At 60.7% G+C, this 24,231-nt stretch carries 21 protein-coding genes, 1 tRNA gene and 1 riboswitch; of the genes, 11 read left to right on the top strand and 11 right to left on the bottom strand.

The window, feature by feature from the left end; all coding sequences use genetic code 11:
* Positions 1-12 precede the first annotated feature (12 nt).
* Both EL18_RS03260 and EL18_RS03255 read right to left on the bottom strand, forming a co-directional pair.
* Positions 13-1,050: an ABC transporter permease gene (locus EL18_RS03260; RefSeq protein ID WP_152552948.1), complete on the bottom strand. Its 1,038-nt coding sequence runs from the start codon at positions 1,048-1,050 to the stop codon at positions 13-15.
* Between the two features lie 95 nt (positions 1,051-1,145).
* The gene (locus tag EL18_RS03255) at positions 1,146-2,795 is read right to left on the bottom strand and encodes an ABC transporter substrate-binding protein (RefSeq protein ID WP_036479725.1); all 1,650 of its coding nucleotides are present in this window, start codon (positions 2,793-2,795) and stop codon (positions 1,146-1,148) included.
* Positions 2,796-3,058: 263 nt separating this feature from the next.
* Positions 3,059-3,266: riboswitch (cobalamin riboswitch) on the top strand.
* Between the two features lie 128 nt (positions 3,267-3,394).
* On the opposite strand from EL18_RS03255, the gene EL18_RS03250 reads away from it, so the two are divergent.
* From EL18_RS03250 to EL18_RS03230, 5 genes are all read left to right on the top strand, one after another.
* Positions 3,395-5,326, top strand: coding sequence for a TonB-dependent receptor plug domain-containing protein (locus EL18_RS03250; protein WP_051913720.1), 1,932 nt, complete (start codon positions 3,395-3,397; stop codon positions 5,324-5,326).
* A 113-nt stretch (positions 5,327-5,439) separates the two neighbouring features.
* Entirely contained in the window at positions 5,440-6,216 is a 777-nt protein-coding gene (locus EL18_RS03245; protein WP_244444504.1) for an ABC transporter substrate-binding protein, read from the top strand.
* On the top strand, positions 6,213-7,202 hold the full coding sequence (locus tag EL18_RS03240) for a FecCD family ABC transporter permease (protein ID WP_152552947.1): 990 nt from the start codon (positions 6,213-6,215) through the stop codon (positions 7,200-7,202). Before EL18_RS03245 ends, EL18_RS03240 begins: the two co-directional genes overlap by 4 nt.
* The gene (locus EL18_RS03235; RefSeq protein WP_152552946.1) at positions 7,202-7,975 is read left to right on the top strand and encodes an ABC transporter ATP-binding protein; all 774 of its coding nucleotides are present in this window, start codon (positions 7,202-7,204) and stop codon (positions 7,973-7,975) included. The genes EL18_RS03240 and EL18_RS03235 overlap by 1 nt, the downstream gene beginning before the upstream one ends.
* 1 nt (position 7,976) lies before the next feature.
* The gene (locus EL18_RS03230; protein ID WP_036479718.1) at positions 7,977-8,894 is read left to right on the top strand and encodes an energy transducer TonB; all 918 of its coding nucleotides are present in this window, start codon (positions 7,977-7,979) and stop codon (positions 8,892-8,894) included.
* A gap of 112 nt (positions 8,895-9,006) precedes the next feature.
* Here EL18_RS03230 and EL18_RS03225 read toward each other — a convergent pair whose 3' ends face one another.
* Positions 9,007-11,115: an OmpA family protein gene (locus EL18_RS03225; RefSeq protein WP_036479716.1), complete on the bottom strand. Its 2,109-nt coding sequence runs from the start codon at positions 11,113-11,115 to the stop codon at positions 9,007-9,009.
* Positions 11,116-11,267: 152 nt separating this feature from the next.
* Between EL18_RS03225 and EL18_RS03220 the strand changes: the two genes are divergently transcribed.
* From EL18_RS03220 to EL18_RS03210, 3 genes are all read left to right on the top strand, one after another.
* Positions 11,268-11,711 carry a YcgN family cysteine cluster protein gene (locus EL18_RS03220; RefSeq protein ID WP_036483867.1) on the top strand — a complete coding sequence of 148 codons (444 nt, stop codon included), beginning with the start codon at positions 11,268-11,270 and terminating at the stop codon, positions 11,709-11,711.
* Positions 11,708-12,097: a nuclear transport factor 2 family protein gene (locus EL18_RS03215; protein WP_036479714.1), complete on the top strand. Its 390-nt coding sequence runs from the start codon at positions 11,708-11,710 to the stop codon at positions 12,095-12,097. Before EL18_RS03220 ends, EL18_RS03215 begins: the two co-directional genes overlap by 4 nt.
* 122 nt (positions 12,098-12,219) lie before the next feature.
* Positions 12,220-12,567 (top strand): hypothetical protein, encoded by a 348-nt coding sequence (locus EL18_RS03210; RefSeq protein WP_036479712.1) that lies wholly within the window; start codon positions 12,220-12,222, stop codon positions 12,565-12,567.
* A 106-nt stretch (positions 12,568-12,673) separates the two neighbouring features.
* Here EL18_RS03210 and EL18_RS03205 read toward each other — a convergent pair whose 3' ends face one another.
* Complete coding sequence (locus EL18_RS03205; RefSeq protein ID WP_036479710.1) at positions 12,674-13,396, bottom strand: SIMPL domain-containing protein; 723 nt, start codon at positions 13,394-13,396, stop codon at positions 12,674-12,676.
* 109 nt (positions 13,397-13,505) lie between these two features.
* Between EL18_RS03205 and EL18_RS03200 the strand changes: the two genes are divergently transcribed.
* From EL18_RS03200 to EL18_RS03190, 3 genes are all read left to right on the top strand, one after another.
* Positions 13,506-13,582, top strand: a tRNA-Ile gene (locus tag EL18_RS03200).
* Between the two features lie 261 nt (positions 13,583-13,843).
* Positions 13,844-15,301 (top strand): tyrosine-type recombinase/integrase, encoded by a 1,458-nt coding sequence (locus EL18_RS03195; RefSeq protein WP_161781963.1) that lies wholly within the window; start codon positions 13,844-13,846, stop codon positions 15,299-15,301.
* 808 nt (positions 15,302-16,109) lie between these two features.
* Positions 16,110-16,340, top strand: coding sequence for a hypothetical protein (locus tag EL18_RS03190; RefSeq protein WP_036479706.1), 231 nt, complete (start codon positions 16,110-16,112; stop codon positions 16,338-16,340).
* Positions 16,341-16,981: 641 nt separating this feature from the next.
* Here EL18_RS03190 and EL18_RS03185 read toward each other — a convergent pair.
* From EL18_RS03185 to EL18_RS03160, 7 genes are all read right to left on the bottom strand, one after another.
* Positions 16,982-17,608 (bottom strand): sulfatase family protein, encoded by a 627-nt coding sequence (locus EL18_RS03185; protein WP_200875491.1) that lies wholly within the window; start codon positions 17,606-17,608, stop codon positions 16,982-16,984.
* Positions 17,609-17,759: 151 nt separating this feature from the next.
* A complete protein-coding gene (locus EL18_RS03180; protein ID WP_036479703.1) occupies positions 17,760-20,093 on the bottom strand; it encodes a heavy metal translocating P-type ATPase in 2,334 nt (777 codons plus the stop codon).
* 67 nt (positions 20,094-20,160) lie between these two features.
* The gene (locus tag EL18_RS03175) at positions 20,161-21,471 is read right to left on the bottom strand and encodes an APC family permease (RefSeq protein ID WP_036479702.1); all 1,311 of its coding nucleotides are present in this window, start codon (positions 21,469-21,471) and stop codon (positions 20,161-20,163) included.
* Between the two features lie 12 nt (positions 21,472-21,483).
* Complete coding sequence (locus tag EL18_RS03170; RefSeq protein WP_200875490.1) at positions 21,484-22,020, bottom strand: TVP38/TMEM64 family protein; 537 nt, start codon at positions 22,018-22,020, stop codon at positions 21,484-21,486.
* A 1-nt stretch (position 22,021) separates the two neighbouring features.
* Positions 22,022-22,408 carry a DUF302 domain-containing protein gene (locus EL18_RS03165; protein ID WP_036483863.1) on the bottom strand — a complete coding sequence of 129 codons (387 nt, stop codon included), beginning with the start codon at positions 22,406-22,408 and terminating at the stop codon, positions 22,022-22,024.
* Positions 22,409-22,424: 16 nt separating this feature from the next.
* The gene (locus EL18_RS18260; RefSeq protein ID WP_280113654.1) at positions 22,425-22,553 is read right to left on the bottom strand and encodes a hypothetical protein; all 129 of its coding nucleotides are present in this window, start codon (positions 22,551-22,553) and stop codon (positions 22,425-22,427) included.
* 120 nt (positions 22,554-22,673) lie between these two features.
* Positions 22,674-24,227, bottom strand: a complete 1,554-nt coding sequence (locus EL18_RS03160) for a multicopper oxidase family protein (RefSeq protein WP_036479699.1) — start codon at positions 24,225-24,227, stop codon at positions 22,674-22,676.
* Positions 24,228-24,231: the final 4 nt, after the last annotated feature.

Raw genomic sequence — 24,231 nt, 5'->3', positions numbered from 1 at the left:
GATGTCCCTCCCTCACTGAACGCGGATGCGCGGATTGAGCAGAGCATATCCGACATCCGATATGAGCTGCGTGGAAAGCACGACGAAGACCGAGACCAGCGAGCAGCTCAACAAGAGGTCGATATCATTGTTGCCTGCGGCCTCCACCAGCGTGAAGCCGAAGCCCTGGTAGCGGAACATCACTTCCACTATGACCACGCCCGTCAGAAGCCAGGGAAACTGCAGCATGATGACCGTGAAGGGCGCGATCAGCGCGTTGCGCAACGCGTGCTTGATGACGACGCCTGAAAAGCTCATGCCTTTGAGCCGTGCGGTGCGGATATATTGCTGTGTCATCACCTCCACCATGGAGGCGCGCGTCATGCGGGCGATATAGCCGATGCCGTAGACGGCCATGGTCATGACAGGCAGCGTGAAATTGTAGAAGGTGACGCCTGAACGCGTTGCCGTGGCGGCCGATCCGTTCAGCCAGCCAAGCCAGGACGCGAAAATCACCGCAAAGATGACGCCCGACACATATTCAGGCGTCGCGGTGGTGGCGATCGAGGCCACCGAAAGAGATCTGTCGGTCTTGGATCCCTCCCGCATTCCGGCCAGAACGCCGATCAAAAGCGCGACGGGCACCATCACGATCATCACCCAGAACATCAGGATGCCGGTCGCTTTGAGCGCCGGGAAAAGCTTCTCGGCCACGGGCACCTTGAACTTGGTCGAGCAGCCGAAATCGCCCTGCAGAATGCCCCCGTAATAAGGTTCTGCCGGTTCGTCGCAATAGGTGAAGCGCGGTGTGACCGCCCCCGTTTCCGGGTCCACATTCGGCTGTTTCTGCATGACGCCCAGCCACTGGCCATAACGCACGAAGAAGTTCTGCCGATATCCGTTCTTGTCCAGCCAGCTTTCGAGTTCTTCCTGCGAGGAGCGCATGTCGAGCTGGCTGATCGCCAGCTTCTTCAGATTGGGCTCCAGGTTGATAAGGAAGAAGACGACAAGCGTCAGGCAAAGCATGGTGAGTGCCATCACGCCGAGCCGGCGCAGGATGAAGCTTAGCACGTTTCCCCTCCCCCCATTTTGGGGGCCTTGTTATTCGGGTTGGAAAGGGCCGCGTACGGCCCCTTCCCGCAATTCCGGAAATTGCTCATGGCACCTCAGGCGTCGAGCCAGACCTTTGCCAGGTCGATCTCGAAGGTCTGATGCATGCCGTGATTCATCACCTCCGGGGCAGAGTGATTGTAGATCTTGCGCCAATAGGGCTGGATGATAATGCCGGCATCCTGCAGATGCTGCTCGATATCCTTCATCACCGTCTTGCGTTCTTCAGCATCCGGAACGGTCAGCGCCTTCTCGATCATCTTGTCGAGTTCCTCGCTGGAATAGCCGCTCTCGTTCCATGCCTCGCCGGAACGGTAGGCAAGGGCGATCACCTGGATGCCAAGCGGGCGCATGTTCCAGTTCGTCATGGAATAGGGATATTTCGTCCAGTCGTTCCAGAAGGTCGAGCCCGGAAGCACCTCGCGCTTCACCTTGAAACCGGCCTCGCGCAACTGTGCGGCAATGGCGTCACCCGTATTCTTGTGCCAGTCCTCGTCCACGGTGATGAGCGTGTGCTCGTAATCCATCTGGCCCGCCTCTCCCATGAGCGCCTTGGCCTTCTCGATGTCACGCTCCACTTTCGGCAACTCGACATATTCGGGATGGATCGGGCAGACATGGTGGTTTTCGGCCACATCACCGGCATTGCCATAGCCGAGAGCCAGAACCGTCGCATTGTCTACCGCAAGCTGCAGCGCGTTGCGGACCTTCTGGTCATCATAGGGTGTTGCCCCCACATTGGTGCGCGCAACAATCGTATTGGCAGTCACCACTTCAGACTTTTCAAGGCCAAGACCGTCGAGAATGTCCACATAATCGGCCGTGGTCTCGTAATTGGTGTGAACCTCGCCGGACTCGAAGGCGCTCAGCATGGCTGACGGATCGGTGCCGTAGTCGATGAACTCGATACCGTCGAGATAAGCCTCACCGCCCCACCATTTTCCGTTTTCGCGCTTCTTCAGCTCGACGCGGTTGCCGACCTCGTAGGACACCAGTTCGAACGGTCCGGTGCCGATCGGATTGGCCACGAAATCGCGACCGGTTTCATCGAAGCTCGGATGCACGATCAGCGCCGGGTAGTCGGCCATGCCCGGAATGATAGAGATATCCGGCTCGTTGAGCACGAGCTTGACGGTCATGTCGTCAACCTTCTCGATGGCTCCTTCACGCGCCTGCTTGGTGTCCGGATCAATGAGCGAAACCATGCGCGTGGCCATGGAATTGCCCTCGACGCCCGCATCGCACCAGCGCTTGATGTTGTAGATCACATCATCCGCGGTAAATTTGTCGCCATTGTTCCACTCGGCGTTGGAGCGTACCCGCAGAACATATTCGGTGGCGTCCTCATTGACTTCCCAGCTGTCCAGCAGGCGCCCCTCGAAAGTGAAGTCCCGCGTATATTTCACCAGCGGCTCAAGCGTCTGGCGCATGGCGTTCGCGATTTCCGACCAGTCGGCGACACGTGGATCCTTTGGCTCCTTGACGATCATGGCAACGCGCAGCACGCCGCCCTTCTTTGGCTCCTGAGCCGCTGCCGGCGTGGGTGCCGCAAGGCCGAGCATGCCGTAGGCACCCGCCGTCGTCGCACCGAAAGCACTGGCAAGCGCCAGGAATTCGCGGCGATCCATCACACCTGCCTTGGCTTGACTTGCTAGGGCTGCGATGCGATGCGGCACGGCCCCACCATTGCTCTTGAAGAATTTCATCACGTCACTCCCACTCTCTTTATGCTTGTCGAGGGCCGCCACCTGAAACGGCCTGGAGTGAACTGCAGATGCAGCAGCCGCGAGGCGTGCCACCGTGCAAATTCACTTCAAACCTGTTGCGTTTCAGGCTGATAGCCTTCCCAACTGACGAGTTTGCGACATTTTTGGCGCAAAAGCGATAGTCCTGGTCGCTTTTTCACGAGCTTTGTGCGGCACACTGTCTGACGCACGCTGACAGATTGACGCCACATTTACGACTTGGTAATCCTCGCGCCGTTCGAGGTGCTCCAGCCTCAAGTTCGAGGCCGGAGTTAAAAGGGAATACGGAAAAGGCGTTTCGCCTCAGCCGTAGCTGCTCCCGCAACTGTATGCGCCGAGATTGAACTCACATGCCACTGGGTGAGACACCTGGGAAGGCGAGCCAATCGATGACGCGCAAGCCAGGAAACCTGCCTCGGAACGTCACCTACCGGCTGCGGGAAGCTGTCGGGGCTGTGTCTTAGCAGTGGTGGCGTCAAGTCATCGCTGGCGGGGCACGAGCCGTTTCTGGTCTGCTCTCTCCGGCATTTGTAGCGTTTGATCGTCGCGAGGGGAACGACATGAAGTTTTCCATGAGCCGCCAGGCTCTCACCACCACCGTTTCCGCCATCTGTCTTGGCGCATTGGCCAACACCGCCGGCGCCCAGGATCTCGACCTCGGCGAAATCGTCGTCACCCCCAACCGCACACCCACCGAACTCTCCAAGACCGGCTCGAGCGTGACGGTCATCGATCAGGAGCAGATCGAAGAGCAGAGCCAGCCGCTGGTCACGGATTATTTGAGCCGGGTGCCGGGTGTTTATGTGGCTTCACAGGGCGGAGCTGGGAAGGAAACGTCCCTGAGCCTGCGCGGCGCAGACAAGAAATACATCAAGACGCTACTCAACGGTCTAGACATATCTGATGTATCGGCGACGCAAACGCAGACATCTTACGAGTACCTGCTGGTCGGCGGGATCAGGAACATAGAAGTCCTCAAAGGTTCTCAGAGCACGCTCTACGGCTCGGATGCCGTAGCAGGCGTAATTAGCCTTTCCACACTCAACAACGAAGCTATTGGTACAAGCCACCGCGTCGGCCTCGAAGCGGGTTCACATGAAAGTATCCGCGCATCCTACGGCCTTTCCCATATTAGTGACACCAGCCGCTTCGCACTTGATCTGGCCGGTCTCTACTCAGGAGGCATATCTTCAGCTCTTGCGAACGGAGATCCGCTGATCGATCCCGGAACGGGTTTAGAGGACGACCCCTTCAAGGAGATCTCCGGCACGTTCGCCTTTGAGAAGGATCTGGATGGTTTTACCATATTCGGTTCCGGAGCTATGCTGAACGCTCGCTCGGATTATGATGACTCCGGTCTGCCGCCCACTGACAACGAAGTTAATCACAACGATTTTCGTCTCTTCGGTGGTCGCACTGGCATCAGCTTCGACCTGTTCGACGGGCGAATGCAGAACACTGTTTCTGCTCAACTGCTGCAGATCGACCGCGAAATTGACAGCGCCAGCGTCTTCAGTGGCTTCGTTTCACCTTTCCTTGGGGAGTATGAAGGAAAACGCGCTAAGCTTGATTATCAAGGCAGTGTCGAGGTCAACGATCAGTTGGCTGTTCAGTTTGGTGCAGACTACGAGCGCCGCCAGTCGCACATCATGAACAATTTCGGCACTGATACCAAGGATGCTGACTGGCTACTGGGCGGTTGGACCCAACTTGTCGCACAACCGGTCGAGAATCTGACTGTTACCGCTGGTGTGCGCTTCGACGAACATGATCGTTTCGGCAGCTACACCACCTATCGCGGAACCGCCGCCTATCTGCTTCCTGCCTACAGCACCACGCTGCGCGGTTCGGTCGGCACTGGTTTCCGCGCTCCCAGCCTCTACGAAAGTAACTATGTCAGCTACCTCCCGCACATCCCAATGCCAAACCTAAGACCGGAAGAAAGTTTCTCCTGGGATGTCGGCATTGATCAGCACTTCGACGGCGAGCGCGCCGTTGCGAGCCTCACTTATTTTCAGCTGGATACCGAGAATCTGATCGACTACGACTTCGCGGACGACACTTATATACAACTTCAAGGCACCACCCGCCGACAGGGCGTCGAGGCAGCCGTGAACTACGCTCTAACCGAGACCTTTGCACTTGGTGCCAACTATACTTACACGACCGCTGTCCAAGCCGACGACGCGCGCCGCCCACGTATTCCACGGCACATTGTTGGCCTGACCGCATCTTACGAGCCAAGCGAGCAATGGTCGCTATCGAGTGATGCCAAGATTGTGTTGGATATCCTAGACGTCACTTCGGCAGGCCAAGTCGAGCTCGACGACTACTTCCTCCTGAACGCAAAGGTCGCCTACAAGCCGACTGAGGACACCGAGCTTTATCTGCGTGGGGAGAACCTGCTGGACCAGGACTACCAGACAGTCAGCGGTTACGGCACGCCGGGTATCTCGGTCTTCGCAGGCTTCAAGGCCAAGTTCGGGCAATAATGCTCAGACGCCGGAAACCCATATCCGTCCTTTCCGGTTTACCGATCATCGCCGGCGCAGTTCTTGCTGCGCCGGTTTTTTCTGATCATGCAGGGGCTGAACCGAAGCGCGTCATGTCGCTGAACCTTTGCACCGATCAATTGGCGCTTGCGCTCGCCGGGCCGGATGAGCTCGTATCCGTATCGTTTCTGGCGCGCGAGCCGTCAATGTCGCCGGAGCATGAGAAAGCGCGCGCGATCAACGTCAATCACGGTCGGGCTGAGGAAGTATTTCTTGCTGATCCCGATCTGGTGGTGACCGGAACATTCTCGCTCCACAACACCACCCAGCTGCTGAAAAAGCTTGGCTTCCGCGTCGAGGAATTCGGTTTCAACCAACAACTCGACGCCATTCCCGAAGATATCCGGCGCATGGGCGAACTGCTGCACCGTCAGGACAAGGCACAGACACTGGCAGCAAAAGTCGAGAAAGAGCTGGCCGCGGCCAAGAGCCAAGCCTGCGGCCCCGCTCCCTCCATGCTGATCTATGACCAGAACGGTGTCTCGCCGGGTGCGGGAACCCTGGCGCACTCGGTTATCGAAGCGGCGGGGTTTCGAAATCTTGCTGCCGAGCTTGGGGTGAACGGTGTGGCCCCGTTCCCGCTCGAAGCCGTGGTTGCCGCAAGACCGGACGTGATCATCACCTCATCGGCCACCGGCAATGCGCCAACGCTCGGGGCCATGGTCCCCCGTCATCCTGCGCTGCAAGCTCTTTCCGAAACACTTGTCGGAGACTTCATCCCTGACGGCACATTGTCCTGCGCGAGCCATGCCACCGTCGATGCCGTGCGTGCATTGTCCGACCTGCGCCGCAAACTTGCCCCATGTTCCGCGCAGGAAAGCGGCCAATGAACGCAATGCGGCTGAACATCCTGCTGGCAATTCTGGCCTGCCTGCTCTTTGCTCTCTCACTTGGTGTGGGTCCGGCGGACCTTGTCCTTGCGGAAAGCATAAGCGGCCTTTTCGCCGGCGGAGGCGAAGCCGCCGCCATAATCATGCAGGAGATCCGCCTGCCCCGTGCCTTGCTCGGGCTGATGATCGGCTTCACCCTGGGTTTGTCGGGTGCCGTGCTGCAGGGTTTCCTGCGCAACCCCCTGGCCGAACCGGGCATCATCGGCGTCTCCTCCACCGCCGCATTCGGGGCTGTGCTGGTCTTCTACTCCGGGCTTGCCGGAAGCGCCCTCTACGCCTTGCCTGCAGGAGCACTGCTTGGTGCTCTCATTGCGGTTCTCGCACTTCTGGCGCTTTCCGCGCGCGGCGGCTCGACGCTCACCTTGATCCTTGCGGGTGTAGCCCTGTCTAGCCTGTCTGGCGCGCTGACCTCTCTGGTGCTCAATCTCTCGCCCAATCCTTTCGCTGCCTACGAAATCATCTTCTGGCTTCTTGGAGCGCTCAAGGACCGGTCCATGGAACACGTATGGATCGCAGCGCCCCTGATGCTTCTCGGCTGGGTTCTGATCGCTGCCAGCGCACGCGCCATAGACGCCCTGGCTCTGGGCGAGGAAGCTGCAGCCAGCATGGGCGTGCATTTGGCGCGCACGCGCTTCTTCATCGTCGCAGGTGTGGCTTTGGGCGTGGGCGCGGCAACGGCTGTGGCGGGCACGATCGGCTTTATCGGCCTCGTCGTGCCGCATCTGATACGCCCGCTGACCAGCAACATGCCAAGTGCCCTGCTTCTGCCATCGGCTCTGGGCGGTGCGGCCTTGCTCCTTGCCGCCGACATTGCGGTACGCGTGATCCTGCCTGCCGGCGAACTCAATGTCGGCGTGTTGACGGCACTGATCGGCGCTCCGTTCTTCCTGTGGCTTGTCGCTCGCGCAAGACGGGACATGCTGTGATGATCCTGGACATCCGCAAACTCTCCGTCACCCTCTCCAGACACAAGGTTCTGGACGACATCTCCCTCGATATTGCGGCGGGAGAGGTGATCGGCCTCCTGGGCCCGAATGGTGCTGGCAAATCGACACTCATGCGTGCTGCAGCCCAGCTGCAGGATTACGACGGGACCATTGTTGTGGAAGGGCGGAACGCCGCCTCCCTGTCCGCGAATGCAATGGCACGGCTCATCGCCTATCTCCCACAGACCAGAACCATCGGCTGGCGTATCACGGTGCGCGATCTGGTCGGGCTGGGGCGCCTGCCCTTCCGTTCCTATGGTACCAGTCTGAACCAGGGAGACCGCGAGGCCATCGACATGGCTTTGCGCCTTACCGACACGACCCATCTGGCCGATCGCATCGCATCGGAACTTTCAGGCGGCGAGCAGGCGCGCGTTCTGACAGCGCGTGCAGTCGCCCAGACAACCCCTCTTCTCGTTGCCGATGAACCCGCGTCGGGACTGGATCCCGCGCATCAGATCCTGCTGATGCAGGCCCTACGACGGCTCGCCACCCAGAAGCGCGCTGTGCTGGTGTCGCTGCACGATCTGACGCTCGCCGCGCGCTGGTGCGACCGTATTGTGCTTTTGGATCAGGGGCGGCTGGCAGCCCAGGGTCGGCCAGCCGAAATTCTCACTCGGGAGAGATTGGCCTCGGTATACGGCATCCAAACTCATATCGAGCAGACCGAAAGCGGCCTGATCCTCAGTCCCACCGGGCTGGTGGAGCGCTGAAATGCGCAAATTTCTACCGCGCAGTACCGGCTTTTTCATCGCGACAGCCTTCTCTCTGGCTGCTCATGCCGCGTTTCTGCATTGGCTGTCCGATCTGGTACCGCAGCCTGGCGACGAAGGCAGCAACACGCCAGCGCGATTGGAGATCGTCGTCGAGGACGAAAGCTCAGGCGCTGGCAAAGCCCTCCAGCCGATAGAGGCGGAAACGCTAGAAGCGCAAGCTCCCGCAGCCGATCCGGTCGCGCCTGTCGCTCCGCAGGCGCCGCTTGAGCCGCAACAGGACCAGTCTGCCACTGCACTCGCGCCAGCCGGGCCGCGGGCTCAAGCGCCTGTGGAAGCCCCGGAGACCATAGATCCCGTCCCTGCTGACGAAACCTTTGTTCTGCTTCCGAGCGAGAACATTCCCATACCGACAGCCCGCCCCGCGCCGCCAGAACCAGCGCCTGCACGCAATGTGAACCGCGCGGAGCCTGCTGCAAAAAGGAGCGTGGCGAAACCAGCTCCCGCAGCCAAGAAAGCGCAGCCACCGCGCAAACGGAAAACGGCTGTCAGGAACAGCTCGCCCGGCAAGACTGCATCCTCCAAAGCCAGGTCTGAAGCGAAGAAACCCGCAGCACGCAAGGCCTCACCCGCGGCAAAGGCGTCCTACTCCCACAAGCTTCTGCGCCATGTCGAGCGGCGCAAGCGCTATCCGCGGCAGGCTGCCAGCCAGCGCATCAGTGGTGCGACGCGACTGTCCATAACGATCAATCGCAGCGGCGGGCTGGTCGCAGCGCGCGTGAGCGGAAGTTCCGGCCATCGCATTCTGGATGACGCTGCCCTGTCGACCGCGCGTCGCGCCGCGCCCTATCCACGCCCGCCGGAAGGCGTTGGAGGATCGACGATCAGCTTTTCCGTCACCCTGCGCTACAAACGCTGAAAGGCCCGGACATCGTGAGATGTCCGGGCCAGTCGTGGAGCCCGACCGATAGAGGGAACCGGCCAGGCTCCTCCGCCGCCTTGCGAACAGGGCGACGGAAGCTCTGATCCACCTACTGGCGGCTCGCCACAGGCGCCACCAGCGGCGTGATGCGGCGAATGGCAACGCGGCGGTTCTCACGTTCACGCTGCTGCGTGTTCACCTTAAGATACTGTTCGCCATAACCCTGGGTGACGAGGTTCTCCGGCGGGATGCCGAACACATTCGTCAACGCACGTGCCACGGACTCTGCGCGACGATCAGACAGCGCCAGATTGGCCTGATCGGTACCGACGGCATCGGTGTGGCCTTCGATGAGGAAAGTCTCTGCGGGGTTCTTTGCCAGAAGCTTCTCCATCGCTGCCGCGACGGATTCAAGCTCGTCCACCTCGCTCTCGTCGATCTGAGCGGAGCCGAACTCGAACTCGATCGTATCCAGATCGATGCGGCGGACCTTGTCACGGATACGCGACGAGTACTTCACCTCCTGAAGCGAATAGAGGCGTTCGACCTCCTCCACCGGTGGCTGTTCCAGGAACGTGTAGTAGAACTGCGGATCTTCCACGCTTTCGGCTTCAAGGATGTATTCGTCCACCGGGATCGTCAGGCGCAGCGGGGGCAGGTCCGCACCCACTTCCTCGAAGCGGATGACCTCATCCATGCGGTCGTCGGGCACATAAACAAGCACAAAGCGCTCGCCTTCAGGCGTCACACGCACGCGCCGTACCACTTCGCCATAGCGATTTCGGACGGTGATCAGGCGTGTGCCGTCGGGGCGTTCGACGACTTCACGCAGGCGACCATTGGGCAGATCTTCATAATAGACAACGTCTTCATCAAGCACGATGCGGTCGTAGTCCGGGCTCTCAATGAAGAAATTGTTGTTCACCTGGATGATGGTCCGGTTGTCTTCATATTTCTCGACAACCTGAACGTCGTCACGGCGCTCTACGACCCGCTCGCGCAGTACGGCAGCACGCTCTTCGCGTGAATCGCCCATCTGAATGGCTTCGCCCTGCTCCTCGACGATATTCTGGATCTCCTGCCTTAGTTCCTCAGGGGCCAACTGGGTACGCTGCGCACTCAGATCGTCCTGCGGCGGCGGTGCAGGTTCGGCAGCAGCTTCGGCATTCGCGTCAGCATCTGCTCCAGCTTCGCCGGAGACTTCCGCATCGGCCTTCGGTGCACCCGCAGCGCCCTCTTTCTGACTGTCCAGAACCGGTGTTTCACCGTCAGGACCCTTGGGGGCATCTTCAGATGCCGCAGCAGGCTGCTCTGCAGGTGCAACCTCGGTACCAGCCTCAGCCTCGGCACCAGCCTCGGACGCGGGAGCAGGTTCTTCAGCAGTCTCTTCGGATTCTCCTGCTGGTAGATCCTGCGGGGCAGGCTGTGCGTTTTCTGCCGGAGCAGCGTTTTCTTCTGCCGGCGCATCCTGGTTCGCAGGCTGTTTAGCAGCCTCACCCGTATCCGCCGGTGCGTCTGCGGGCTCCTCTGCGGTCGCGTCTGGCGCGGGAGCCTCTTCGCCAACAGGTTCGTCTGCGGCCTCAGGCTGCGACTGCCGTGCTTCTTCACCTGTCGCTGACGGCTCCTGCGGCTGAACCGGCTCTTCGGCATTGGTCTCTGCTGCCGGATCCTCTGCAGGTGCCTCTTCGGCGGGCGCTGCCTCCTCTGCAGGAGCTTCTTCTGCGGCAGGAGTCTCATCTGCAGCGGGAGCTTCTTCCGCAGCAGGGGCTTCCTCAGCCTCGGCAGGTGCAGGCTCTTCGGCAGCAGGCGCAGGCTCTTCGGCAGCAGGCGCAGGCTCTTCGGCCGGAGCCTGCTCGGCAGGCGCGGCCTCCTGTGCAGGCTCCTCTACAGGTGCGGGATCAGCAGGTGGCTCCTCAACGGGCGCATCCTGTGCCGGCGGCTCGTCAGCCGGTGCCGGCTCTGGCGCAGGTTCTTCCGCAGGCGCTGGTGCCGGTTCTTCGGCGGAATCCTTGGCCACACATTCATTGTCGCTGCCTCTGGGCACTTCGCCTTCTGGGCATTTCCTGCCCGAGTTGGAATTGCCGTTCGAGTTGGCCTGCGCAAGCAGAACCGGCGCGACATTCGAACTGACATCACTCTGCCCGGCCTGCGCAGCAAAAGGTGCGGCCATCAGCACGGAAAGTGCTGTACCGGCCAGAAAACGTGATCCACGTATCATATTGGTGACTCCTCTAGGGTCTTATCCCTTCGACCTCTAAAGTTCCGAGGTCCAAGCTTGGTTCCTCGACTAGCAGTTCCGTTCTGAACCCGAGCTGAAGCGACTGTTCAGGAATGCTTGACGCGCAAGGCCGCACAGGCCACACCCGGCCCATGAAAGATTTCTGGAAGAAGAAGTCCCTGTCCGAACTGACACCGCAGGAGTGGGAGTCGCTCTGTGATGGCTGTGGCAAGTGCTGTCTTGCCAAGCTGGAAGACGAGGACACCGGCGAGATACACTGGACCAGCGTTGCCTGCCGCCTGTTTGATGCCGGCACCTGCCGCTGTTCCAATTATGCGAACCGGCTGGCGACCGTTCCCGATTGCGTCCAGTTGACGCCGGACAATGTCACCAGGCTTGCATGGCTGCCCTCAACCTGCGCCTACAAACTGGTGGCGGAGGGGAAGGAACTTTATCCATGGCACCCGCTTGTCTCCGGGAGAGCCGAAACCGTCCATGAAGCGGGCATCTCGGTGCGCGGCAAGGTCAGCGCGCTGGAGCAGGAGCTTGATGAAGTTGAGGACTATCTCGATCATATGCTGCAGGAGGAACCATGAGCCAGCTTGAGACCCGAAGCCTCGTTGAACGTTTCCTGACCGCGCTCAATGCTGCTGACTGGGATGCAGCCACCACCCTGGTTGCGGAGGATGCTGCGATCGATCTACCGGGAGAGGAAAGGGTCATCGGCGCCGACAAGCTGCACTGGTATCTTGGACAGACTGGCAGGCAATACCGGTTCCACGTTTCCGACCTGGAAATCCTCGTCTCCGAAAGCGGCGTGCGCGCAGCGGCAGAGTTCACTCTCACGCGCAACTATGTTGACAGTTCCGATCTGCCCGAGCAGATCCGCGGGCAATCGGTCGCCCTGCAGGGTGCCATCATGTTCGAAGTGGATGACGGAAAGATCACCCGCATGACCCGCTACGAGCGACCGGCTGAATAGGCATTCCGACGAAATTGCTCCTGAACGCCAAATGAACATCGGGTTCCAGAAACGTTCAGGCACAGCAGGACAATCTCTCCTCATCGTCAAGGCGAAGAGAAATTCACTGAGGAGAGAGACAAATGTTCCGCAAGCTTCAGATCGCAGCACTCACCGCAGTCATGGGTCTTGGCAGCATTGCCGCAATGCCCACGGCAGCGCAGGCAGACGGCATCTATTTCAGTTTTGGTTCGGATGGTTCGCGCGCTGGCGTCTATGTCGGTGAGCGTGGCCGCCACTACCGCCCCGCTCCTCCACGCCGCCACGCCTGTACGCCCAACCGCGCGCTTCGCAAGGCCGAGCGCATGGGTCTCCGCCGCGCGCGTGTCACCCGTGCCAATCGCAACATCATCCGCGTAACCGGACGTACCCGCTACGGCAGGGACAGCATCGTCTTCGCCCGCAGCTACAACTGCCCCGTCATCCGGTAATCCCACCCATTCCCCAAGGCGGGCATGCCCCATTGCCAGCCAAAGGGAAAAAAGCCCCGCCAGCATCGCCGGCGGGGCTTTTTTCTGTTGTAACCTGCAGGCCTGCTTATTGGGCGAGGCTGAAGGTTACTTCCACCTGAACGCTGTAGCTGTTCTCACCCGCTTCCACCGGCACCGAATCGGCTGCCATCTCTGCCCGGATCATCTTGCCGGCCATCGGCATTGGCTGGGGCTGCGACATGCGCTCTGAAATCTCGATGACATTCCCAAGCGTGACACCTGCGGCTTCGGCAAGTGTCTTGGCCTTTGCCATTGCTTCCTCGACCGCACGCTTGCGCGCCTCGGTCAAGGCCGCCGACGGGTCCTCATTCGTGAAGCTGATCTGACCGCCCTGGTTCACGCCCAGAGTAACCGACTGATCGAGGATCTGACCCACCTTCGCTAGATCCCGAATGCGAACGGTGAGCTGATTCGTCACCTGATAGCCCGTGATACGCGGCTTTTCCTCATCATTGCGGTTGTTCGGATAGACATATTGCGGATTGATGGACAGGCCGCTTGTCTGCAGATCGCGTGCCTCGATGCCCTCTTCCTTCAGCTTCGCGATGATCGCCGCCATGGCGGCATTGTTGGCATCCATGGCTTCGCGCGCAGTCTCAGCCTCCTCAACGACCGCCAGCGTGATGAGCGCCATGTCGGGGCTGAGCGTGGCTTCCCCCTCGCCCGTTACGGAAATCTTCGGCTGTGGCAGCGAAGCCTCCTGCGCCACCGCGCCGGGAACGGCAAAAAGCGAGGCAGCGAGCATCAGCGGCATGAGCGAACGGTTCATGGAAAACTCCTGGGTTGATGAAGAAGCTCGATTTAGGTTGTGATTATGGGATGATTGCGGCGCAACCATCTTGTGCCGACAGAAAAAAATCACTAATCCATCCCGCACCGGGCCTGTAGCTCAATTGGTTAGAGCCGGCGGCTCATAACCGCTTGGTTGGGGGTTCGAGTCCCTCCGGGCCCACCATCTTCTAAGTCATTGATTTGGAACGATGTCTGCGCGTTTTTGGCTCCTTGCGTACACTCAAATGTACACAGCGAGGGTCACATGTATCTTTGGCGCAGGAAGTCCGGCTACGTCTTTCAGATGCGAATCCCTGCACAGCAGGTGAAAAAATTAGGAAAGTCTCCTCTAAGAATTCCACTGGGGCCGCTTTCGGCACGCGAAGCCCAACGACGAGCAACGATCCTGGCTGGATCAGCTCGCCTCATGATGGAGGAGGTAGGCATGACAGGTGAGGCTCTCAGCAAGAGCTTGACAGCTCTTGCGGAAGAGATGCGCATGCTCGAAAAGAAGGAGTTCTCGCTCGGCTTGCGGATGGTTAACGCAGCACCAAAGTGGGATGACATGACTCCCGAAGAAATGGCTCAACTCGAAGGCCGCCGCAAGACCGCGCGTGAACTGAGCCTACAGGCGGAACGCAACGCGACAAAAGCCTTCAGGGAAAGACTGGAAGCACTCGGGAACGAACTACAGAAGGATAAACTCGTATGGGAAGCAGAACGTTCTACATACGAAAGGATCGTGAAACTCGCCAGCACGCTAACGCCACCAGCAGCGGCAAGTACTGTTCCACCGCCCAATGCGCCTGAAGATGCACCGACAAGCGGCGAGTACATCAACAAAGAGACGCTGCTCAGCGTTGCTGTTAAGCCGATTCTGGAAGCCAGACGAGAAGCTCTAGAAGCTGATGGCAACCGCAATAGGTATGCCGAGCGCGTCATCTCATCCGTCGAGGCCTTTTTAGATATCGTTGGCGACTATCCTCTGCGCCATTACCGTCCGATCCATCTTCAGGAATATGCCACAGTTATGGGCAGAGTTCCTACTAATCGTAGGAAGTATAAACAATTCGAAGGCCTGTCGCTTCGCGAGGTGGCAGATCGTAATGACCGTATGGGCGCTAGAGCAATACAACGTCTCTCGACCAGCTCAATCAACGGCTGTTTGAGCGAGGTTAAGTCTACCTGGAAGAAGGTTACGGCATCCGTAGAGGGTGTAGCAGATCTAGGTGCCGCTACTGTCACGATGCCGAAAAGTGCTGCACTCCCCATTGACCGCGAGGGGCTTTCTTCATCAGCTATAAACAAGTGGCTGAAAGATGCTGCCAGTCAATCTGAGCCGCACCGCCGCTGGGTCCCGCTGCTCGCGCTCCTGACTGGAATGCGGTTAAGTGAAATCGTCTATCTGCGCGCAAGCGATCTAGTCCTGCATGAAGGCCATCTGATTATCGATCTTCGCAGAGACATGGACGTGGATGGTGTGACCGTGAAGCGGCCGCTGAAAACCAAATCGTCAAAGCGGATCGTAGCACTACACCGATTGCTCCACGACTGCGGCTTCATCAGCTGGGCTCAAGAACAACAGGGGTACCTGTTCTCGGATTTCCATAAAGCGAAGGACCCAGCCGATGCAGCGCAGAAGCGCATGGCAAACTGGATGAGCAAGTTAGGCATCCGGAACCGCCAACGCGAGGTTTTCCATTCGTTGCGGCATAATGCGAAGGCATGGCTTAGAACAGAAACAGACGCGCGCACCGCAGATCTTCAGTGCGGCCATGCGCCCGACAGCGTAGGGGCGCGTTACGGTTTCAAATACCTGCAACCGGAAGAGATCGCGAAGATTGAGCGAGCGCAACTTCCCAGTGGCGTTGAGTTCGGGGGCTTCCTCAAGAGCTGCGTCTGACCGCACAGCGGGACCAATTCAAAAAGGCTCATGAACGTTTTTTTTGGTAATGAAGCTGCCCATTACGGAGCACCTCCAGGTGCGGGCGTGGCGCGAAGCTCTGAACGCGTATGGGTATCTTCGTCCATCGCTACAGAAGGCAGCTCTACAACTTCGAGGAACCCGACTAGCGGCCCGTCTACATCGAAATACCCGCCCCCGCGGGAATGGCTTCCGACGTGATGTCGCTGATAGCGGCGGTCTCCCCAGCACGATAAGCAAGAAGAAAGATCTTGTCTGAGTGGACCCAGTGGTCCCAATCAAGCACGAGCTCTTATAGACCAGCAGTAGCTTCTTGTCCTCAATACATGTCCCGGAGGAAATGGGACTAGCGTCGAACCTAATCGGGATTGGCGAGACCAACTGCTCTCAGAGTCTGCTGCCATGGGACCCGTGCTTTGCCGTTTGCGTAAATGCGAAGACATGTCTGACTTCAAGCGAAACGTTCGAAGACGCGCCCTGCGCCACGAGACGACGCGCGTCCGCTTTATGAGCGCAATAGTTAGGGCTACTCCTCTTTACAAAGTAAGCGGTGTTCTACCCCCACCTTGCGCCCGTTTGTGAGCCATGAGATTGCGCACTGATTGATTTCAGAGCGGGAGTTTCTCCATGGACGCTCCAATGGAGCTTCTCACAAATGGCGGGAGGCGGCGTCGCAAGGGACTCCGTCGACGACAGCGAGATCGAGAAGATTTTTTCGCAGCCACTCTTCACAGGCTGCTTGAGCGAAAAGCGCATCTGACAGCCTGGCAGATACTTCAAGCGCCTGATGGGTCACTCGCGCAAGTCAGACATTCCCGCTCGCTACGGAGGTAAGAACCGCCTGACCACGCGCGATCTGGCGCGCTTTGAGCAGGCAGCGTCTCCTGCGCTGGATGCCATCACGCCAATTCTGCTGAATGCGAAAGAGAAGGCAGACACAGGTGAGTTAGTCGTGCTGAAGCCTTGGCTGCAAGCGCGGAACTGGTCGGCGTATTATCAGGAGAAGTTGAGAGAGTAGAACTAGCTGTCGATTGCATAGGGAGATGGTGAACACAGTTCCACCAAATATTGCCGATGCGCATTCGGCGCGAAAATTGCTGCCGTTCTCCGCGCGGTTGGGCAATCTTTGCCCGAACCTCAAACAGGTGCCGCAAATGAGAATCCGGAGCGGCAGCTTTGCGCCCCCATCTCAGACGTTCAGCCAGACTTTGCCTCCGCCTGAAAGCGGACGTAGCGATTGGACGGGATTGGGGTCAGCTTCGCGCCCGCTTCTCAGACACACAAACGAATTTTCTTCTGAGCCCAAGAGCGGACATCGCACCTAGCGACTGCTCTGATTCACTCATTCGCATCCACTACGGGAGTGAACGCGAAACCCGGTAGTCTGACGGAATTGCATATCTTGAAGCATTTGCTTCTGCCACTCCATCTTTCGAACGTATCATTTCCGCAGAAGCCCCCCAGTTCTCAACTGAGGCCCTGCGTATTTATGTCGTCATTAGCTGCACCTTTGCTCATCCTGCGGCAAGCTGGACCTGCTCCACGCATATAATACCGCTCCGGGTGGTAGCGCCCCTGCCCTTGGCAGAGACGCTTCCAGACATTTGCGAGCTTTTTCCAGAAGTGTTGGATCATGGCCAATGCCTTCGCGTAGCACCTCTAGCTCATGCGGGTTCTACCAATGGAACCACGGTCCGCTTGCGCACATTCTTGGTACGCAGTGTGCTTTGAACATACCATTCGAGCATCTGCTCTTTCAGCTCCTGCTTGACGGCCGCATATGCCGGGTCGTGCCAGAGGTTTCTTTTCTCCTTTGGATCGGCTCTCCTTTGGATCAGCGTCGAGGTCAAAGAGCTGACCGAACTCCTTGCCTGCAAAATGCACAAGCTTGTGTGACCTGGAGCGGACCATTGTCAGATACTCGGCGCCTGTGAAGTTCACATCCTTGCCCTGCTCGCAATAGACATGTGTACGCCCTTCAAACGGTTTGCCTTCAAGAGCCAAATTTAGTGATTCAGCCTCAAAAGACACATCGGGCTCGACACCTGCGCATTCGAGGATGGTTGGCCCAAGGTCAAACAGCTGCACAAGCTCATCCACATTGCGTCCACCATCGAAGCGCTGTTGAGCACTGATGATGAGCGGCACGCGTGTCACCTCGTCATAGGGTGCCCATTTCTGACTCAGACCATGATCGCCAAGGCAATCACCGTGGTCGGAAGTAAAGGTGATGATGGCGTTCTCCAGACGACCCGCCGCCTCCAATGCGTCAAGAATTTCGCCCACTTCCCGCATCCGCAACCGGGGCGCCTTGCGCCAGAGCCCTCAGCGGCGACACAGCCGCCAGCGCAGCTGTGCCGATCAGGAGCTTGCGGCGGGAAAACATGTCTTGGGTCATCTGATGTTCCTTTCGAGGTTGGATGTGTGGGCTGGCAGGTCAGAGGTCGACCCGCCTGAGCCGCAGGGCGTTGGTGATCACCGAGACCGACGACAGGCTCATCGCCGCCGCCGCGATCATCGGCGAGAGCAGAAGTCCGGTGACAGGGTAAAGCAGCCCGGCGGCGATGGGGACGCCAAGCGCGTTGTAGGCGAAAGCGAAGAACAGGTTCTGCTTGATGTTTCGCAGGGTGGCGCGGGCGAGCTTGCGCGCCCGCGCGATGCCCATCAGGTCGCCGCCCAGCAGGGTGATGCCTGCGCTTTCCATCGCAACATCGGCCCCGGTGCCCATGGCGATGCCGACATCGGCGGCGGCGAGCGCGGGGGCGTCGTTCACTCCGTCACCCGCCATGGCGATCTTGTGGCCGTCGCGGCGCAACTGGTCGATCAGGTCCTTCTTGGCCTCGGGCAAGATGCCTGCGCGCACCTCGTCGATGCCGAGCTTGCCCGCCACCGCCTGCGCCGTGCGTTCGTTGTCGCCCGTCGCCATGATCACCCTTAGCCCTTGGGCATGAAGTTCCCGAATGGCCTGCGCGGTACTCTCCTTGATCGGGTCAGCGACCGCCACGATGCCGACGAGCGCGCCGTCAAGCGCGACGAACATCGCCGTCTTGCCCTCGGCGCGCAGGGTGTCGGCCTTTGACTCGGCCTGCGCGGTGTCGAGCCCCATCTCCCGCATCATCGCCGCGTTGCCTAGCGCCACCGCGCGCCCACCGACCCGGCCCTGTACGCCCTTGCCAGTGACGGCGTCGAAGTCCGTGGCCTCCTGACGCGGCGCACCCTGCGCCTCGGCTCCCTCGACAATCGCCTCAGCCAGCGGGTGTTCCGAGCCACGCTCCAGCGCTGCGGCCAGCGACAACAGGTCGGTCCCGGTGACGTCCCCGAGCGCAACCGTATCGGTCAGCTTCGGCTTGCCCATGGTCAGCGTGCCGGTCTTGTCGACGATGAGCGTATCGACTCCTGCCATGCGTTCCAGCGCCTCGGCGTCCTTGATCAGCACGCCCGCCTGCGCCCCGCGTCCCGCCGCCGTGGTGATGGAGATCGGTGTCGCCAGCCCCAGGGCGCATGGGCAGGCGATGATCAGCACCGAAACAGCCGAAGCGATGGCGAAGACGAGTGCGGGCTCTGGGCCGAAGATCGTCCAGATGACGAAGGCGACGATTGCGATGACGACCACGGTCGGCACGAATACCGCAGAGACCCGGTCAGCCAGACCCTGGATCGGCGCGCGCGAGCGCCGCGCGTTCGACACCATCGCGACGATCTGCGCCAGCACGGTATCGGACCCGACCTTGCCCGCCTCGATCACCAGAGAGCCGTTCTTGTTGATTGTGGCCCCGGTCACAGTATCGCCCGGCCCCTTCTCCACTGGCATCGACTCGCCGGTCAGCATGCTCTCGTCCAGGGATGATCGGCCCTCGATCACGACACCATCGACCGGGACCGCGTCGCCGGGACGGACGCGCAGCCGGTCGCCCTCCATGATGTTCTCCAGCGGCGCATCGTATTCAGTGCCGTCCGGCAGAATGCGCCGCGCGGTCTTCGGCGCCAGATCCAGAAGCGCGCGAATCGCATCCCCGGTGCGTTCTCGCGCTCGGAGTTCCAGCACCTGGCCCACGAAGACCAACGCGACGATCACCACCGCCGCCTCGAAATAGGTACCGACGCCGTGGCCCATCCGGTACTGTTCCGGAAACACCCCCGGCAGGAACGTCGCGACGAGCGAGTAAAGGTAGGCCGCCGCCACGCCGATGCTGATCAGCGTCCACATGTTTGGGCTGCGGTTCACAATGGAGTCCCAACCGCGCCGGAAGAAAGGCACGGCGGCCCAGAGGATGATCGGCGTTGCCAGCACGAACTCGAAATAACTTGCGGTCTGATGCCCGATCCACTCGCGCACTGGCAGCGCGACCAGTTCACCCATCGTCAGGATGATGAGCGGCACCGCCGCCGCCGCCGAAATCCACATCCGACGCGTGAAGTCGGTCAACTCCTCGCTGGGTTCGTCCGATGGGACCATCGGCTCCAGCGCCATGCCGCAGATCGGGCAGGACCCTGGCGCATCGCGAACGATCTCCGGATGCATCGGGCAGGTGTACTGGACGTTGGCCGGAGCAGCCTTCTTCTGCCGGGCGGCCCGGCCCGAAGCGTAGAACCACGGATCCGCCTTGAACTTCGTCTGGCACTTCTCCGAGCAGAAATGAAAGGTCTCGCCCTGGAACTCGGCGTGACGCCCGTCCGGCTTGACCGCGACCGTCATCCCGCAGACCGGGTCCTTTGCGGTATTCGCCCCCGCCGGAATGTCGGGCGCCGCGTGATGGTGATCGTGCTCCATAGTCTGCCAGCCTTTCGATCTCTTGTTTCAGCTTGCCGCTTCCAGCCGTTGGAAGCTCAAGCTCTTTTCAATGGTGGTCGTGAGCGCCTTCCAGGGCGGGATTCCGTGCGAGGAAGAGTCCGACGAACAGGAACACCAGCGCCATGCCGATCGCACCCAGGACGACGATCAAGGGGTCGGACTGCCATTTCATCGCGGCGAAGGCGGCCAGCACCACGGCATCAAGTGCGATTGCCGTCATCAACACCCAGCCCCGAGCGCCGATTTCTTCGCGCAGATGCCGGAACACGCCGAAGTGGATGATCATGTCCATCACCAGATAGAAGAAGGCCCCGAGCGAGGCGATGCGGCTGAGGTCGAAGAAGACCGTCAGGAAGCCTGCGATCACGACGGTGTAGACGAGTGTGTGGTCCTTGATCGTGCCTGGCATCCCGAAATGGCTGTGCGGGATCATCTTCATGTCCGTCAGCATCGCCAGCATCCGCGAGACGGCAAACACGCTGGCGATCAGGCCCGAGGCAGTTGCCACCAGCGCCAGCGCCACCGTTAGGTAGAAGCCGGTTTGCCCGAGGGCTGGTTGGGCCGCTTCAGCCAGCGCGTAGTCCTTCGCCGCCACGATGCGATCGAGCGGCAGGCTGGAGCCGACCGCGAATGCGACCAGCAGGTAGACGACGACGCAGATGGCGATGGACAGGACTATGGCCCGGCCCACGTTCCGATGCGGATTGGTCACCTCGGCGCCGCTGTTGGTGATGGTCGTGAACCCCTTGAAGGCGAGAATGGACAGCGCGACCGACGCCACGAACTCACCCGCACGAAAATCTCCGCCCGATGCTTCGAACGAGATGCCGCTGGCCCACAGACCGGCCGCCCCGAACAGCGCAATGCCGCCCACCTTGAGAATGGCCATGATAATGGACAGCAGCCCGACCGACCGGTTGCCAGAGACGTTCACGAGATAGGCGAAGACGATCAGCCCCACGCCGAGAACCGGCACGAGAATGCTGTCCGGATCGCCGCCGAAGGCTCGCAGGGTGTAGGTTCCGAAGGTGCGAGCGACGAGGCTTTCGTTGATGACCATCGACAGCGCCATCAGGAGAGCTGCGCCCGCCGCGACCGTCGTCGGTCCGTAGGCTTTCTTCAGGATCATCCCGATGCCGCCCGCAGACGGGTATGCGTTCGACATCTTGATATAGGTGTAGGCGCTGAAGGCGGTCACGATGGCGCCGACGACGAACGAGAGCGGGAAGAGAGGCCCGGCGAGTTCGGCGATCTGGCCGGTCAGCGCGAAGATGCCCGCGCCGATCATCACGCCGGTGCCCATGGCTACCGCACCAGGAAGGGTGATGCTGTTCTTCTGGTACTCGCTTCCGGTCATGGATTTCCCTTTTCAGGCTTTTGCAGCATGGCTACCCAAAGCAGTGGCAGGCCCGTCACGAGGCCGAGGCCAAGTACTCAGTCCGGCCGCGTAGCTGATCATGTCGAAGGACACGAAGGGCATCAGGCGGCTGGCAAAAACCGTCGCCGTCAACGCGGTCTGCGAGCCGAGAAGCCCGGCATCGACGCGATCATCGAACACCCGCCGCCAGACATCATACCCCAGAACCCGTGCGAGACCGAAGGCGATCAGCGCCCCGAGCTCGGCGCCGATGATAACCTGCACGGTTCCCCAGAGATGTCCGTAGGCCGCTCCGGCCGCCAGTGCGATCGGCGCGCTCGGGATGGGGCTGGCCACGACCGCGATGGTCATGAGCGTGACGATCAGGACCGGCCCCCAGAGACCCGCACGCGCCACCAGCGTTTCCAGAGGTTCGCCGTCCAGAAGTCCGCGAGCCTCGGCGAACACCGAGGGCGCGACCAACCAGATGCCGAGCAGTCCGATCCCGAGGATCGCAAGGCCAGTGAAGATGGCGGCGCGCAAGCTCATCTCAGATCGCCTCGACGGCTTTCGCCAGGAGGTCGCGCACCTCGCCCGCCACGGCCGTCAGTTCGGCGTTCTTGATCGCCTGCATCGACGCCACAGGGTCGATAGCGCTGACTTCCACGCCATCCTCGACTTCGCGCAGGATGACGTTGCAGGGCAGCATCGCACCAACGCGCGGCTCGATCCCGATGGCCTGATGCGCCATCTTGGGATTGCAGGCGCCGAGGATGCGGTAGGCGGGCATCTCGATATCTAGCTTCTTCTTCATCGTCGCCTTGACGTCGATCTCGGTCAGGATGCCGAAACCGTGGTCGGCGAGGGCCTTCCGCGCGCGAGCATCGACGTCGTCGATACCGGCGTCAGGGAACATTCGATTGATCGTGTAGGTCAATGCCAACTCCTTTTTTCTATTTCCGAAGATACTTGATCAGCGCTGCTATGGCCAAAACCAGCAGCACGAGGATCAGCAGGCCGAAGAGCCAGCCAAACCCCATTCCGAAACCCATTCCGGGGCCCATTTCGTTCCAGTTCATCATCTCTTCCTCCTGATTTTCAGCCGCAGGGTGCGTCTTTTGGCCGGCCCTCACGACAACATGGGGCAGGACAGACTAGGATCGGTGCCGGACGGGGCGCCCTGTCCGGACGCCCCGCCGGGATCAGACGGACGCCGTGACCGCGAACTCGGTCATCATCCCCGTCGCAAGGTGCGGCATGTGGTGGCAATGCAGCATCCATCGGGCGGCCTCACCGACATCGAGGGCGACATCGACCATCGACATCGGTGGCACGTGAACCGTGTCGCGCAGTGCACCGGCGACCCGACGCCCGTTCAGCCCGACGACCTGGAACACATGCCCGTGCAGATGCATCGGGTGGGCCATCATCGACATGTTGTGGAACGACAGCCCGACCCGCTCATCGCTGCGTGCGGTGATCGGCTGGTGCTGGCCCCAGACGGTCCCGTTGATCGTCCAGACATAAGGTTGCATCGAACCGCCCAGCATCAGCATCTGGCTGCGGTCCACGGGTCGATCCGGCAGAGCGTCCAGCGCGATGAGGCGCGCCTCCTGCGCCAGATCGGTGTCGAACGCGGGCGCCTCGGACCCCGCCATGGCATCGAGACGCCGCACTTCGGCACCCTGCGTGGCGAGGATCAGGCCGGTGCGTTCCCGCGCGCCTTCCCGCAGTGCAAGGATCGGCCAGGCGCCGCCTTCGTTCGGCAGGTCGATCTCGATGTCCAGACGCTGGCCCATCGCCAGCCCGAACCGCGAGCCCCCGAAATGCTGGACAGCGTGCCCGTCCACCGCGACCAGCCGCGCCTCAGCAACTCCGGTGTCGATCCAGAATACCGTCGCCGCGGCGGCGTTGATGACCCGAAGCCGGATGCGGCCACCGCGCTCGACCTGGACCACCTCCGGGTCCGACAGGGTCCGGTCATTGGCGAGATAGGCATCCCAGTCATAGTCGTTCAGGTCCATGGCCATGCCGCCCATCTGGCCGCCCATACCCATCATCCCGCCCATTCCGGGCATGTTGCCCATCGGCATGCCGCCCATGACGCCATGGCCCATGGCTCCGTGATCCATGCCCTGCATCGCCCCCATGCCTCCCATGGGAGCGCCTTGATCGGGCTCCGCACCGGCACCATGGCCTGCGCCGTGTCCGCCTCCATGGCCACCGCTGATATCCGCCAGAACCTCCTCGGGGGCCTTGAAGGAGAAGTCATGCAGGAACATCACGACGTCCTGCCGGTCGGCAGCAACGTCCTCGGCCGAGCGCACGATCAGCGGCGCGGCGAGCAGCTGCATCTCCTGGGTTGGCACATGGCTGTGCATCCAGTGGGTGCCGGGCCGCGCCTCGAAGTCGTAGGATCGGGTTTCACCCGGTGCGAGGAGGGGCATCGGCATGTCCGGCACACCGTCCTGCGCGTTGGGCGGGATCTGTCCGTGCCAGTGGATGATGGTACCGACGTCCAGGTCGTTGGTCAGATCGACCCGGAACCTCTGGCCGGGGTCGAGGATCAGCCCCTGACCGCCGGGGCCGGCAAGGCCAAAGACCGTTGCCGCGCGCCCGTCGATATCGAGGGTCCGGGTCGCGGCGGAGAGGCTGATCGGCGCCACCCCTTGCGCGAAGGCGATGCGGGGCAAGTGTGCAGCGCCAATGGCGGCCGCACTTGCGGCAAGAAAGCCGCGTCGAGAAAGCATGTTCATGGTC

It is taken from the genome of Nitratireductor basaltis, assembly GCF_000733725.1.
Lineage (GTDB): Bacteria > Pseudomonadota > Alphaproteobacteria > Rhizobiales > Rhizobiaceae > Chelativorans > Chelativorans basaltis.
Note: the sequence above shows the minus strand (reverse complement) of the source record. Positions and strands in the feature narration are given on the sequence as shown.

What these genes read in the sequence shown, in the direction of transcription:
- EL18_RS03245 (WP_244444504.1), top strand. Translation starts at nt 5,440, where the DNA reads ATGTCGCTGAACCTTTGCACCGATCAATTGGCGCTTGCGCTCGCCGGG.
- EL18_RS03170 (WP_200875490.1), bottom strand. Translation starts at nt 22,020, where the DNA reads ATGAGCTTGCGCGCCGCCATCTTCACTGGCCTTGCGATCCTCGGGATC.
- EL18_RS03225 (WP_036479716.1), bottom strand. Translation starts at nt 11,115, where the DNA reads ATGATACGTGGATCACGTTTTCTGGCCGGTACAGCACTTTCCGTGCTG.
- EL18_RS03210 (WP_036479712.1), top strand. Translation starts at nt 12,220, where the DNA reads ATGTTCCGCAAGCTTCAGATCGCAGCACTCACCGCAGTCATGGGTCTT.
- EL18_RS03230 (WP_036479718.1), top strand. Translation starts at nt 7,977, where the DNA reads ATGCGCAAATTTCTACCGCGCAGTACCGGCTTTTTCATCGCGACAGCC.
- EL18_RS18260 (WP_280113654.1), bottom strand. Translation starts at nt 22,553, where the DNA reads ATGATGAACTGGAACGAAATGGGCCCCGGAATGGGTTTCGGAATGGGG.
- EL18_RS03205 (WP_036479710.1), bottom strand. Translation starts at nt 13,396, where the DNA reads ATGAACCGTTCGCTCATGCCGCTGATGCTCGCTGCCTCGCTTTTTGCC.
- EL18_RS03180 (WP_036479703.1), bottom strand. Translation starts at nt 20,093, where the DNA reads ATGGAGCACGATCACCATCACGCGGCGCCCGACATTCCGGCGGGGGCG.
- EL18_RS03240 (WP_152552947.1), top strand. Translation starts at nt 6,213, where the DNA reads ATGAACGCAATGCGGCTGAACATCCTGCTGGCAATTCTGGCCTGCCTG.
- EL18_RS03215 (WP_036479714.1), top strand. Translation starts at nt 11,708, where the DNA reads ATGAGCCAGCTTGAGACCCGAAGCCTCGTTGAACGTTTCCTGACCGCG.
- EL18_RS03235 (WP_152552946.1), top strand. Translation starts at nt 7,202, where the DNA reads ATGATCCTGGACATCCGCAAACTCTCCGTCACCCTCTCCAGACACAAG.
- EL18_RS03190 (WP_036479706.1), top strand. Translation starts at nt 16,110, where the DNA reads ATGGGTCACTCGCGCAAGTCAGACATTCCCGCTCGCTACGGAGGTAAG.
- EL18_RS03220 (WP_036483867.1), top strand. Translation starts at nt 11,268, where the DNA reads ATGAAAGATTTCTGGAAGAAGAAGTCCCTGTCCGAACTGACACCGCAG.
- EL18_RS03250 (WP_051913720.1), top strand. Translation starts at nt 3,395, where the DNA reads ATGAAGTTTTCCATGAGCCGCCAGGCTCTCACCACCACCGTTTCCGCC.
- EL18_RS03160 (WP_036479699.1), bottom strand. Translation starts at nt 24,227, where the DNA reads ATGAACATGCTTTCTCGACGCGGCTTTCTTGCCGCAAGTGCGGCCGCC.
- EL18_RS03175 (WP_036479702.1), bottom strand. Translation starts at nt 21,471, where the DNA reads ATGACCGGAAGCGAGTACCAGAAGAACAGCATCACCCTTCCTGGTGCG.
- EL18_RS03255 (WP_036479725.1), bottom strand. Translation starts at nt 2,795, where the DNA reads ATGAAATTCTTCAAGAGCAATGGTGGGGCCGTGCCGCATCGCATCGCA.
- EL18_RS03195 (WP_161781963.1), top strand. Translation starts at nt 13,844, where the DNA reads ATGACAGGTGAGGCTCTCAGCAAGAGCTTGACAGCTCTTGCGGAAGAG.